The sequence below is a fragment of the Bacillus cereus group sp. RP32 genome, from assembly GCF_040459735.1.
GTDB lineage: Bacteria > Bacillota > Bacilli > Bacillales > Bacillaceae_G > Bacillus_A > Bacillus_A wiedmannii.
In genome coordinates, this window is sequence record NZ_JARVHO010000001.1 from 1,054,488 (window position 1) to 1,067,019 (window position 12,532).

Genomic DNA, 12,532 nt, shown 5'->3' on the forward strand with positions numbered 1-12,532 from the left:
GGTGTAGGAAATGACTGTACAAGAAATTTCACGAGTGATCGATGGCAAACGCGTTATTGTGAAGAAACCTGAACTGTTAATCCCTGCGGGTAACTTAGAAAAATTAAAAGTAGCTATCCATTACGGGGCAGATGCTGTATATTTAGGTGGACAAGAATTTGGTCTTCGTTCGAATGCAGGTAACTTTACACTGGAAGATATGGCAGAAGGTGTTGAATTTGCAAAAAAATATGGAGCGAAAATATATGTAACAACAAATATCTTTGCACATAATGAAAATATGGACGGGCTAGAGGAATATTTAAAAGGGATTGAAAAAGCTGGCGTAACGGGAATTATCGTTGCTGATCCGCTTATTATTGAGACTTGTAAACGTGTAGCGCCTTCTGTTGAAGTGCATTTAAGTACACAACAATCACTATCCAACTGGAAAGCAGCACAGTATTGGAAAGAAGAAGGTTTACATCGTCTTGTATTAGCTCGTGAAGCAAGCTATGAAGAAATGAAAGAAATTAAAGAAAAAGTGGATATTGAAATTGAAGCATTCGTCCATGGTGCAATGTGTATCGCATATTCAGGCAGATGTACGTTAAGTAACCATATGACAGCACGTGACTCTAACCGTGGTGGTTGTTGTCAATCTTGCCGTTGGGACTATGATTTAGTTCAAACAGTATCACAACATAAAGATGCAAAAGAGCTTCCTCTATTCCAAGAAGAAGATGCTCACTTTGCAATGAGTCCAAAAGACTTAAATTTAATTTTATCAATTCCGAAAATGATTGAAATTGGAATTGATAGCTTAAAAGTTGAAGGACGTATGAAATCAATTCATTACGTAGCGACTGTAGCAACGGTATACCGTAAAGTAATTGATGCGTATTGTGCGGATCCGGATAATTTTGAGTTTAAACAAGAATGGTTAGATGAGCTTGATAAATGTGCAAATCGTGATACAGCTCCGGCATTCTTTGAAGGGGTTCCAGGACATCAAGAGCAAATGTTTGGAAATCATAGTAAGAAAACAACGTATGATTTCGCTGGTTTAGTGTTAGATTATAATGAAGAAACGGGCATTGTAACGATTGAGCAACGTAATCATTTCAAACCAGGACATGAAGTCGAGTTCTTTGGACCAGAAATAGAAAACTTTACGCAGACGGTGGAGAAAATTTGGGATGAGGATGGAAACGAATTAGATGCAGCGAGACATCCGTTGCAAATCGTGAAATTCAAAGTGGAACAACCAGTGTATGTGAATAATATGATGCGCAAAAGCATACTTCAATAAGAAAGAGTGATAGTCGAATGGGGACGAATAAGCCTGTTGTAATTGGAATTGCTGGTGGTTCGGGATCAGGTAAAACGAGTGTAACGAAAGCGATTTTTGACCATTTTAAAGGTCATTCTATTTTAATCTTAGAGCAAGATTATTATTACAAAGATCAAAGCCATTTACCAATGGAAGAGCGTTTAAAAACAAATTATGATCATCCGCTTGCGTTTGATAATGATCTGTTAATTGAACATTTGCAGCAGTTGCTTGCATATGAGCAAATTGATAAGCCTGTATATGACTATACATTGCATACGCGTTCAGAAGAAGTTATTCCAGTTGAGCCGAAAGATGTAATCATTTTAGAAGGAATTCTTATTTTAGAAGACCCACGTCTTTGTGAGTTAATGGACATTAAGCTATTCGTTGATACAGATGCAGATCTTCGTATTTTACGCCGCATGCAGCGTGATATTAAAGAGCGCGGTCGTACGATGGATTCAGTAGTTGATCAATACGTAAGTGTTGTACGTCCAATGCACAATCAATTTATTGAGCCTTCTAAGAAATTTGCGGATATTATTATCCCTGAAGGTGGACAAAATCATGTTGCAATTGATATTATGGTGACAAAAATTGCAACAATTCTTGAACAAAAAGTAAATTTGTAATAGCATAGTAAAAGATATACGATAGGAAGGGATTTTTTCCTTTCCTATCGAATACAATGAAACATGCAACCTCATCTATATATAGGTGAGGGCATATTTATATCAACTTTCCATACATATCTTCTTTATATAAAGAAGAATTGGGAATACGGGGTTGTATGTGACAACTCCGCTAGTACAGGCGTGCTAGAAACCTCCGCTATACATATAAGTGGGGGAGTTTTCATATGGAACTCCTCTTTTTTTTCGGGGGATTGGTATATAAAAGGAGTGGAAAATATGGCAACAGAAAAAACATACCCTATGACGCAAGAGGGTAAGCAAAAGCTAGAGAACGAACTTGAAGATTTAAAAACGGTAAAACGTAAAGAGGTTGTAGAGCGCATTAAGATTGCACGTAGCTTCGGAGATCTTTCTGAGAACTCTGAGTACGATGCAGCGAAAGATGAGCAAGCGTTCGTAGAAGGACGTATTACACAATTAGAAAACATGATTCGTAACGCAGTTATCATCACAGATAACGGCGAAGAATCTACAGTTGTTACATTAGGTAAAACAGTAACATTTAAAGAGTTGCCAGGTGGAGATGAAGAATCTTACACAATCGTAGGTAGCGCAGAAGCAGATCCATTTGAAGGAAGAATTTCTAACGATTCTCCAATTGCAAAAAGCTTATTAGGTAAGCAAATTGGTGAGAAGGTAGCAATCCAAACTCCAGGTGGAGAAATGCAAGTAGAGATTATCTCTGTAAAATAATAAAAAATCACTCGTGTAAAAGCGAGTGATTTTTTTATTTGTATAAAAGATGAAACACTCCGTCCAAACTATAATAGACGAGGTGTTTTTTTATGAAAATAAAACGGAGAATTACAATTGTTTTAATTTGTTTTATGTGTATCATGTTTATTTTACTTTGTCGTTTAATTCAAATACAAATTATAGATACAGAATCATTTACAGATCGTAAGATAAATTTAATTGAAAAAAGTGTTACACAACGGACGCAGTCCATTACGGTAGATGATGGAAGAGGCCATTTTATAGATCGGAACGGTAAGGAAATAGGTGAGAAAAAGTATCCTGTTTTAATTGTTTTTCCATTTCTACAAATAAAAAATGACATGTTAGAGAAAATTGCGCATATCATTGGTGTGTCGAGACAAGAGATTGAAAGTCAAATGAAAGACAAGAAAAGTGCATTTATCATGCAAAGGGGAAATGGTCCATTTCGATTGGCACGAGAGCAGATGGAGAAGGTAAATCAATTAAATGTATTAGGTATTGTAGCAGCTGAAGTTCGTTTACGGCAAACTGGCAGGGTGAATCATTTAATTGGCGATGTGGGGGAGAATGAACGAGAATTTCAAAAACGATACGGAGAAGTAAGAAAAATTTCAAGGCAAACGCCAATTGGCATTTCAGGATTGCAGCAATCATTTGATGAATTTCTTTTGACCGATGGAGAGGCAAAAGTATTGTATCAAGTGGACCGACAAGGAGAACCGATTTTTGGAAAACAAGCGAAATATACTGCGCCTGGAAATCCGTTTTATCCAGTGACGATTCAAACAACTTTACATAACAGGTTACAGCAAAAAGCAGAAGAAGTGGTTGAAGCAAGCGAAATAAAGAAGGGGGGATTAGTATTACTTGATGTAAAGAAAAATGAAATTTTAGCGATGGTCAGTAAACCATCTGTACAGGTGAAGGATGAGCGTTTATATACAACTACACTTGAAAATCAAATGTTAACACCACATTTTCCCGGTTCTGTTTTTAAAACAATAGTTGCAGCGGCAGTGATTGATCAAAATGAAAATGTGTTTAATCGTACATTTAATTGTAATCAAGATTTATATGGTGAAGACCATCCACAAGTTATGATGGGTACACTTAGTTTTAAAGAGAGCTTTGCTAGAAGCTGTAATAGGACATTTTCAGAGTTAGGTAATGAGCTAATACAAAAGGATAAGATGGTGTTAGAAACTTACGTAGCAGCGTTAGGAGGCGCTGGTAAGGTTGGATGGAAAGGTTCTGTATTTCATACAACTCATTTTGAGCAAATACCAGAGGAGAAGAGGGTTACGATTTGGGGTAGTGAAGGAAATAAGAATAGTAAAAAGGCGGTAGCGCAAACCGCGATTGGACAGAAAGATGTACGTATGTCACCTCTAGCGATTGCAAATATGATGGCGACGATCGCTAGGGATGGAGAAAAGATGGAAGTGAAAGCTGTGGAAAAAATAATGTATAAAAATGGAACGGACTTTTATACGTTTGAAGACCATACAATTGGCGGGAAACAGCTTTCGTATGAAGCGGTTAAAACATTACAAGAGTTATTAAGGAGCGTTGTAACAACGGAGAAAGGAACAGGAGCCGCATTCAGGTCGTTGCCACTAAGTGTTGCCGGAAAATCTGGGACAGCGCAAACAGGAAAAGGGACGAAAGTGAATCGTTGGTTTGCAGGTTATTTTCCATATGAAAATCCAAGATATGCTTTAGTTGTCGTGGATATAGAAACGAATAGTAATGTAAATGAAGTTACACCTATTTTCAAAGCTATCGTAGAATCAATCTATCGATTAGAGAATGAAAAGTAATCTTGCAATTCATATTGAAATGTTTTCATTTCGTGAAAATATTATTGTAAATGTTCAACCTTTCTAGATTTAATGTTACAATAGCAAGTATGAAAAACTGCATGGAGGTTTGAAGAATGGCAGGAGGATCTAGATTCCAACAGAAACAACAAAAACGTCGTCAAAACGGTGTTTTAAATATTGCAATTGCAATTGTATTAATATTAGTAGCTATTGTATCATATCAATTGTTTGTTCCTGAAAGAAAAGAGCAAGCGTCTTCTAGTGATAAAAAAGTAGCTCAGCAAACAACGAAAGAGAATAAAGCTGAGAAAGCTAAAGGCAAAGAAGAGCCGAAGAAGAACGAGCAAGATAAGACAGAGGCTAAGAAGCAGGAAGAAGAAGAGAAGCAAAAGGCTGAGGAAGAACAGAAAAAAGCTGAAGAAGAAGCGAAAGCTAACGAGAAAGCACCAGCTGAAAAAACACAGTCACAGGCAACAGATGCTTATACGAAATCTTCTTGGAAGCCAGTAGGTACAGAGCAAGGTGCAACACCTGCGATGACGTTTAAAAAAGGTACAGCAGATTGGAATGAGATGAATCAAGCTATTTCAGCTGCAATTGACGTTCCAGTAAATCAATTAGTTATCCATAGAATTGGAAATAACGGTAAGAATAAAGCTTACGGTAACGTACAAGATAAACAATCAGGTAAAAAATATTATGTGAATATTGATTGGGTAGACAATGAGGGCTGGAAACCAGTACTTGTTCAAACTCTAAACTAAAAAAGAGAGGCTCCTTAGGAGCTTCTCTTTTTTAGTTAGCGTAATTTCTTTAATTTAAAATGAACAACCGCGCTATAATATGGTCTTTTGCTTTCAGGATCCATAACCATTTGATGCGAGATGTGATGAACTTCAAGCATAAGTGCTTTATTATTATCGATTTGTTCGCTAATTTTTCGTTCCAAAGAAGCTAAGTCTCCTGCTTCGAAAAACTCTACTTTATCTTCTAACATTTCAAAGGTAAATGACACGAAGACGACCCCTCTCCTATGCAATCAACTATAGTGTAACAAAGAAAAGAATGAAATACCATGTACATTTCAATTGACATTTTTAGAAAGAGGGAATATCATACTGATAAAACCGATAAGAAAAAGGGGAATTTTTATGGGGACAGAATTTAATGGTTTATTTGATGAGTGGGCTCATACGTACGACTCATTTGTACAAGGCGAAGATATACAATATAAAGAAGTTTTCGCCCATTATGAGGACATTCTAGAGGATGTAGTTAACAAGTCATTTGGTAATGTATTAGAATTTGGTGTTGGTACTGGCAATTTAACAAATAAATTATTATTTGCTGGCCGCACAGTTTACGGTATAGAACCGTCACGTGAAATGCGCATGATTGCAAAAGAGAAATTGCCAAAAGAATTTTCTATTACAGAAGGTGATTTTCTTTCGTTTGAAGTCCCAAATTCAATTGATACCATAGTAAGCACCTACGCATTTCATCATTTAACAGATGCTGAAAAAAATGTAGCGATTGCGAAGTATAGTCAATTGCTAAACAAAGGTGGTAAAATAGTGTTTGCTGATACGATATTTGCAGATCAAGATGCATATGATAAAACTGTTGAAACAGCAAAACAAAGAGGTTTCCATCAGTTAGCAAACGATTTGCAAACGGAATATTATACACGTATTCCAGTCATGCAGTCTATTTTTGAAAACAATGGCTTCCATGTAACGTTTACGAGATTAAATCATTTCGTTTGGGTAATGGAGGCAACTAAGCAATAGAAAGAGGGATTAGATTGAGAATTGCTGTAATTGGAGCAATGGAAGAAGAAGTACGTATTTTACGTGACAAATTAGAACAAGCAGAAACAGAAACGGTTGCGGGTTGTGAATTTACGAAAGGACAATTAGCAGGACATGAAGTAATCTTGTTAAAGTCTGGTATTGGTAAAGTAAATGCAGCGATGTCAACGACAATTTTATTAGAAAGATATAAGCCTGAAAAAGTAATTAATACTGGTTCAGCTGGTGGCTTCCATCATTCTCTAAACGTTGGAGATGTAGTTATTTCAACAGAAGTTCGTCATCATGACGTAGATGTAACAGCATTTAACTATGAGTATGGTCAAGTACCAGGAATGCCTCCTGGATTCAAGGCTGATGAAGCATTAGTTGCATTAGCTGAGAAATGTATGCAGGCAGAAGAAAATATTCAAGTTGTAAAAGGTATGATTGCAACAGGTGATTCATTTATGAGTGATCCGAACCGCGTTGCAGCAATTCGTGATAAATTTGAAGACCTTTATGCAGTAGAAATGGAAGCAGCAGCTGTTGCACAAGTATGCCACCAATATGAAGTTCCGTTTGTTATTATTCGTGCACTTTCTGATATTGCTGGTAAAGAATCAAATGTTTCATTTGATCAATTTTTAGATCAAGCAGCTCTTCATTCTACAAACTTTATCGTAAAAGTACTAGAAGAGTTAAAGTAATGTAACAAAAAGGCAACTGTCTCATATAAAGAAAATACATACAGTTGCCTTTTCTTTATTGGCAAATAAGGGGGAGAACACGATGAATGTATATCGTGGAGTTCATGAGTTGATTGGTCATACACCAATTGTAGAAATTACTCGTTTTTCACTTCCAGAAGGGGTCCGTTTATTTGCAAAGCTTGAATTTTATAACCCAGGTGGAAGCGTTAAGGACCGTTTAGGAAGAGAATTAATCGAAGATGCGCTAGAAAAAGGGCTTGTTACCCAGGGTGGAACAATTATTGAGCCAACTGCTGGAAATACTGGTATTGGACTGGCACTTGCAGCGTTACAACATGATTTACGCGTTATTGTTTGTGTACCAGAGAAATTTAGTATTGAAAAACAAGAATTAATGAAAGCACTAGGCGCAACGGTCGTGCATACACCGACTGAGCAAGGAATGACCGGCGCAATTGCAAAAGCAAAAGAATTAGTAAATGAAATACCGAATTCATACTCTCCAAGTCAGTTTGCGAATGAAGCAAACCCGCGTGCTTATTTCAAAACACTAGGTCCTGAACTTTGGTCGGCACTTAACGGAGAGATTAACATATTTGTTGCAGGAGCAGGAACTGGTGGTACATTCATGGGGACTGCATCTTATTTGAAAGAAAAAAATGTAGATATAAAAACGGTTATTGTGGAACCAGAAGGATCCATTTTAAATGGTGGTAAAGCTGGTTCGCATGAAACAGAAGGGATTGGCCTTGAATTCATCCCGCCATTTTTGAAAACATCTTATTTTGATGAAATTCATACAATTTCTGATCGAAATGCATTTTTACGAGTAAAGGAATTAGCGCAAAAAGAAGGACTGCTTGTTGGGAGCTCTTCAGGAGCAGCATTTCATGCAAGTTTACTTGAAGCAGAGCAAGCGGCGCCAGGTACAAATATTGTAACGATTTTTCCTGATAGTAGTGAGCGTTATTTAAGTAAAGACATATACAAAGGATGGGAATAAAAAATGAGAGCAAAGACAAAGTTAATTCATGGTATTCGCATAGGAGAACCTTCAACTGGATCTGTAAATGTACCGATTTATCAAACAAGTACGTACAAACAAGAAGCAGTTGGTAAGCATCAAGGATATGAATATTCACGTACAGGCAACCCAACACGTGCAGCTTTAGAAGAAATGATTGCAGTATTAGAAAACGGTCATGCTGGTTTTGCATTTGGTTCAGGAATGGCAGCTATTACAGCTACAATTATGTTGTTCTCAAAAGGTGACCACGTTATTTTAACAGATGATGTGTATGGTGGAACGTACCGCGTTATCACGAAAGTATTAAATCGCTTCGGTATTGAGCATACATTTGTAGATACAACCAACTTAAAGGAAGTTGTAGAAGCAATTCGTCCAAACACGAAAGCGATTTATGTGGAAACACCAACGAACCCATTATTGAAAATTACTGATATTAAGAAAATATCTACTCTTGCTAAAGAGAAAGATTTATTAACAATTATCGATAACACATTCATGACGCCATATTGGCAGTCGCCGATTACTTTAGGAGCAGACATTGTACTTCATAGTGCAACGAAATATTTAGGAGGTCATAGTGACGTAGTTGCAGGCCTAGTAGTTGTAAATAGCCCGCAATTAGCAGAAGACCTTCACTTTGTACAAAACTCAACAGGAGGCATTCTTGGCCCACAAGATAGCTTCTTACTACTTCGTGGCTTAAAAACATTAGGAATTCGAATGGAAGAGCATGAAACGAATTCACGCGCAATTGCCGAGTTTTTAAATAACCATCCAAAAGTAAATAAAGTATATTACCCAGGTCTTGAGTCACATCAAAACCATGAACTTGCAACAGAACAAGCAAATGGATTTGGTGCTATTATCTCATTTGATGTAGATAGTGAAGAAACATTAAATAAAGTACTAGAGAAATTACAATACTTTACACTTGCTGAAAGTTTAGGGGCAGTAGAAAGTTTAATTTCTATCCCATCTCAAATGACACATGCATCAATCCCAGCAGATCGCCGCAAAGAATTAGGAATTACAGATACATTAATCCGTATTTCTGTCGGTATTGAAGACGGTGAAGATTTAATTGAAGATCTAGCACAAGCGTTAGCATAATAAAAATGCACTGCTAATATAAGGCAGTGCATTTTTATTACATCATCTTGTGAAATATTTCACAAAATAGACATACACAAATGAAATTATTTCATGTATATTAAGTTCATGAAATGTTACTCACGAACAATCTTGTGAAATGTTTCACAAACAATGAGGTTCATGTAGGAAAGCAACTCTATTTTTTTACGCTAATCGGGACTTATTATGACCTATAGGGTCTCATTTAGTCCATGATAGCAGAATAGGAGGAATTTACATGGTAGTCAAAGAGAAAGTTGTAAATGAAATGCAGGAAGTAAAAGAGATGATTGATACGTTAGTGAATAACGGTCGAAAGGCTTTACAAGCATTAGAAGGTTTTACACAAGAGCAAATTGACAACATTGTTCACGAAATGGCATTGGCAGGTGTGGATCAACATATGCCGCTTGCGAAGTTGGCTGTTGAAGAAACGGGTCGTGGTGTATATGAAGATAAATGTATTAAAAATATTTTTGCTACTGAATATATTTGGCATAGCATAAAAAAAGATAAAACAGTAGGGATTATTCACGAAGATCCTCATGAAGAAATAATAGAAATTGCAGAACCTGTCGGTGTAGTAGCTGGGGTAACGCCAGTAACGAATCCAACGTCGACAACAATGTTTAAAGCATTAATCGCGATAAAAACGAGAAATCCAATTATTTTCGCATTTCATCCTTCAGCACAAAACTGTTCCATTGCAGCGGCGAAAACAGTATATGATGCAGCGGTGAAGGCGGGGGCACCAAAACATTGTATTCAGTGGATTGAAAAACCTTCTGTCGAAGCAACGAAACAATTAATGAACCATGAAGGTGTTGCGCTTGTTTTGGCAACTGGAGGAGCAGGTATGGTGAAATCAGCTTATTCTACTGGAAAACCAGCGCTAGGTGTAGGTCCTGGTAATGTACCATGCTATATAGAGAAATCAGCGCATATAAAACGAGCTGTTAATGATTTAATTTTATCAAAAACATTTGATAACGGTATGATTTGTGCATCAGAACAAGCAATCATTGTAGACAAGGAAATTTATGATGATGTGAAAACAGAAATGATTGCAAACAATTGTTACTTTGTAGCAGAAGAAGAGAGAAGAAAATTAGAAAAGCTAGTTATTAATGAAAATACATGTGCAGTAAATAGTGATATTGTAGGGAAATCAGCGCAGTACATTGCCGCATTAGTTGGAATTACTGTGCCTGAAAATACAAAAATGCTTGTAGCTGAAATACAAGGTATCGGAGCAGCATATCCACTATCTCGTGAGAAACTGAGTCCAGTATTAGCGTGTGTAAAAGCAAATTCATTAGAAGAAGGATTTACATATTGCGAAGAAATGTTAAACCTTGGTGGTTTAGGACATTCAGCAGTCATTCATTCTACAAATAAAGAAGTACAAAAACAATTTGGATTACGTATGAAAGCTTGCCGTCTTATTGTAAACGCCCCTTCATCACAAGGTGGAATCGGTGACATATATAATGGATTTATTCCATCACTTACGCTTGGTTGCGGCTCGTATGGGAAAAACTCAGTTTCTCAAAACGTAACAGCGACGCATTTATTAAATATAAAAAGGTTGGCAAATAGAAAAAAGAATATGCAGTGGTTCAAATTACCACCAAAAATTTATTTTGAAAAACATGCGACAGCATATTTAGCAAATATGCCTAACATTTCACGTGCATTTATTGTAACGGATCCAGGAATGGTTGAGCACGGATATGTAGATACGGTTACGCATTATTTACGTAAACATGCAAATGATGTAAAAGTCGAAGTTTTCTTTGAGGTCGAGCCAGATCCATCAGATGAAACTGTGTTTAAAGGTGCGGAAATGATGAGAAGTTTCAAGCCAGATGTAATTATCGCACTTGGTGGTGGTTCAGCTATGGATGCAGCGAAAGGGATGTGGCTTTTCTATGAGCACCCAGAAACAACATTCTATGGAATTAAACAGAAGTTTTTAGATATAAGAAAACGTACATGTAAATATCCGGAATTAGGAAGTAAGGCGCAGTTTGTTGCCATTCCAACAACATCAGGAACAGGATCAGAAGTGACACCATTTGCGGTTATTACAGATAAGAAAAATAATATAAAGTATCCGCTCGCGGATTATGAATTAACACCAGATGTAGCAATTGTTGATCCACAGTTTGTAATGACAGTACCACCACATGTAACAGCAGACACTGGTATGGACGTATTAACGCATGCAATCGAGGCGTATGTGTCTGTTCTAGCAAATGACTATACAGATGGATTAGCATTAAAGGCCATTGATCTCGTATTTAAATATTTACCAAGAGCATTTAAAGATGGAAATGACGAAGAAGCGCGAGAAAAAATGCATAATGCTTCTGCAATCGCTGGGATGGCATTCGCAAATGCTTTCTTAGGTATTAATCACAGCTTAGCACATAAAATTGGACCGGAATTTCATATTCCGCATGGGCGTGCGAATGCAATTCTTATGCCGCACGTAGTTCGCTATAATGCTATTAAGCCAAGAAAACACGCGTTGTTCCCAAAATATGAGCACTTTGTAGCTGATGAACGTTATGCACATATTGCGAGAATGCTTGGGCTTCCAGCAGGCTCGACAGTAGAAGGTGTGGAATCGCTCGTCCAAGCAATTATTGAGCTTGGAAAAAGCTTAAATATAAATATGAGTATTGCAGGACAAGGAGTTGCTAAAGACCAATTTGAAGAGGTTGTTGGATTATTAGCAGAAAGAGCTTTTGAAGATCAATGTACAACAGCTAATCCAAAATTACCTCTCATTTCAGAGTTGAAAGAAATTTATATGGAAGCATATAAAGGGGAGTAATGGTTATGAAAGAGTCGCAATAAAGCGGCTCTTTTTCATTTGGAAAACATCTCCCAGAATGGCTGTATTTACTGGTCTTTAAGTTTAATAGAATATGATACAGTGAAATAGGGGAGTGAGAATATAATGAAAGAATTACAAGGAAAAATAGAAGATTATACTCGGTTCGGACAAATCCTTCTCGCTGTAAGTACATTGTTAATGGTTGGCTTATTGATTCCGAATGGATCAAAAGAAACAATACAATCTTTTGTTATGATGGGGAGCACCATTATATTTTTAAGTTTATCATTCTTTTTCTTTCAGCGTGTGAAAGTGATGCGAGATCAGTTAGAGGGAAATGAATGTGAGTAATATTATGAAATAGAGCACTACGAAAAGAACGAATCTTTTTGTAGTGCTTTTTGTTTTTGAAAAAAATGTATGCGGTTTATATTGACAATGATAATCCTTATCAATTAAAGTAGAATAGT

Annotated in this window: 12 protein-coding genes; 11 read left to right on the forward strand and 1 reads right to left on the reverse strand. The window is 36.7% G+C overall.

The genetic code is table 11. The features are described from left to right. Positions 1-10 precede the first annotated feature (10 nt). From QCI46_RS05430 to QCI46_RS05450, 5 genes are all read left to right on the forward strand, one after another. Entirely contained in the window at positions 11-1,291 is a 1,281-nt protein-coding gene (locus tag QCI46_RS05430; protein WP_327958374.1) for a peptidase U32 family protein, read from the forward strand. A gap of 17 nt (positions 1,292-1,308) precedes the next feature. Beyond that, positions 1,309-1,947: a uridine kinase gene (gene udk, locus QCI46_RS05435; RefSeq protein ID WP_000537083.1), complete on the forward strand. Its 639-nt coding sequence runs from the start codon at positions 1,309-1,311 to the stop codon at positions 1,945-1,947. 279 nt (positions 1,948-2,226) lie between these two features. Continuing rightward, positions 2,227-2,703 (forward strand): transcription elongation factor GreA, encoded by a 477-nt coding sequence (gene greA, locus QCI46_RS05440; protein ID WP_000179964.1) that lies wholly within the window; start codon positions 2,227-2,229, stop codon positions 2,701-2,703. Positions 2,704-2,795: 92 nt separating this feature from the next. Then, on the forward strand, positions 2,796-4,550 hold the full coding sequence (locus QCI46_RS05445; RefSeq protein ID WP_353839756.1) for a peptidoglycan D,D-transpeptidase FtsI family protein: 1,755 nt from the start codon (positions 2,796-2,798) through the stop codon (positions 4,548-4,550). A gap of 116 nt (positions 4,551-4,666) precedes the next feature. Further along, complete coding sequence (locus QCI46_RS05450; RefSeq protein ID WP_353839757.1) at positions 4,667-5,317, forward strand: YrrS family protein; 651 nt, start codon at positions 4,667-4,669, stop codon at positions 5,315-5,317. Positions 5,318-5,352: 35 nt separating this feature from the next. On the opposite strand, the gene QCI46_RS05455 is transcribed toward QCI46_RS05450, so the two are convergent. Next, complete coding sequence (locus tag QCI46_RS05455) at positions 5,353-5,568, reverse strand: YrzA family protein (protein WP_000010984.1); 216 nt, start codon at positions 5,566-5,568, stop codon at positions 5,353-5,355. Between the two features lie 136 nt (positions 5,569-5,704). Between QCI46_RS05455 and QCI46_RS05460 the strand changes: the two genes are divergently transcribed. The 6 genes from QCI46_RS05460 (at position 5,705) to QCI46_RS05485 (ending at position 12,413) form a co-directional block, all read left to right on the forward strand. Further along, positions 5,705-6,343 (forward strand): class I SAM-dependent DNA methyltransferase, encoded by a 639-nt coding sequence (locus QCI46_RS05460; RefSeq protein WP_076540356.1) that lies wholly within the window; start codon positions 5,705-5,707, stop codon positions 6,341-6,343. 14 nt (positions 6,344-6,357) lie between these two features. Beyond that, on the forward strand, positions 6,358-7,053 hold the full coding sequence (gene mtnN, locus QCI46_RS05465) for a 5'-methylthioadenosine/S-adenosylhomocysteine nucleosidase (protein ID WP_001217038.1): 696 nt from the start codon (positions 6,358-6,360) through the stop codon (positions 7,051-7,053). A gap of 82 nt (positions 7,054-7,135) precedes the next feature. Then, entirely contained in the window at positions 7,136-8,059 is a 924-nt protein-coding gene (locus tag QCI46_RS05470) for an O-acetylserine dependent cystathionine beta-synthase (RefSeq protein ID WP_048562250.1), read from the forward strand. A 3-nt stretch (positions 8,060-8,062) separates the two neighbouring features. Further along, positions 8,063-9,196, forward strand: a complete 1,134-nt coding sequence (locus QCI46_RS05475; RefSeq protein WP_353839758.1) for a bifunctional cystathionine gamma-lyase/homocysteine desulfhydrase — start codon at positions 8,063-8,065, stop codon at positions 9,194-9,196. 259 nt (positions 9,197-9,455) lie between these two features. Continuing rightward, positions 9,456-12,059 (forward strand): bifunctional acetaldehyde-CoA/alcohol dehydrogenase, encoded by a 2,604-nt coding sequence (gene adhE, locus QCI46_RS05480; RefSeq protein WP_353839759.1) that lies wholly within the window; start codon positions 9,456-9,458, stop codon positions 12,057-12,059. 126 nt (positions 12,060-12,185) lie between these two features. Continuing rightward, on the forward strand, positions 12,186-12,413 hold the full coding sequence (locus tag QCI46_RS05485; protein WP_097860386.1) for a YrhC family protein: 228 nt from the start codon (positions 12,186-12,188) through the stop codon (positions 12,411-12,413). The last annotated feature ends 119 nt before the right edge of the window (positions 12,414-12,532 follow it).

Coding starts and splice junctions, on each gene's coding strand:
- QCI46_RS05430 (WP_327958374.1), top strand. CDS start 11: ATGACTGTACAAGAAATTTCACGAGTGATCGATGGCAAACGCGTTATT.
- udk (WP_000537083.1), top strand. CDS start 1,309: ATGGGGACGAATAAGCCTGTTGTAATTGGAATTGCTGGTGGTTCGGGA.
- greA (WP_000179964.1), top strand. CDS start 2,227: ATGGCAACAGAAAAAACATACCCTATGACGCAAGAGGGTAAGCAAAAG.
- QCI46_RS05445 (WP_353839756.1), top strand. CDS start 2,796: ATGAAAATAAAACGGAGAATTACAATTGTTTTAATTTGTTTTATGTGT.
- QCI46_RS05450 (WP_353839757.1), top strand. CDS start 4,667: ATGGCAGGAGGATCTAGATTCCAACAGAAACAACAAAAACGTCGTCAA.
- QCI46_RS05460 (WP_076540356.1), top strand. CDS start 5,705: ATGGGGACAGAATTTAATGGTTTATTTGATGAGTGGGCTCATACGTAC.
- QCI46_RS05470 (WP_048562250.1), top strand. CDS start 7,136: ATGAATGTATATCGTGGAGTTCATGAGTTGATTGGTCATACACCAATT.
- QCI46_RS05475 (WP_353839758.1), top strand. CDS start 8,063: ATGAGAGCAAAGACAAAGTTAATTCATGGTATTCGCATAGGAGAACCT.
- adhE (WP_353839759.1), top strand. CDS start 9,456: ATGGTAGTCAAAGAGAAAGTTGTAAATGAAATGCAGGAAGTAAAAGAG.
- QCI46_RS05485 (WP_097860386.1), top strand. CDS start 12,186: ATGAAAGAATTACAAGGAAAAATAGAAGATTATACTCGGTTCGGACAA.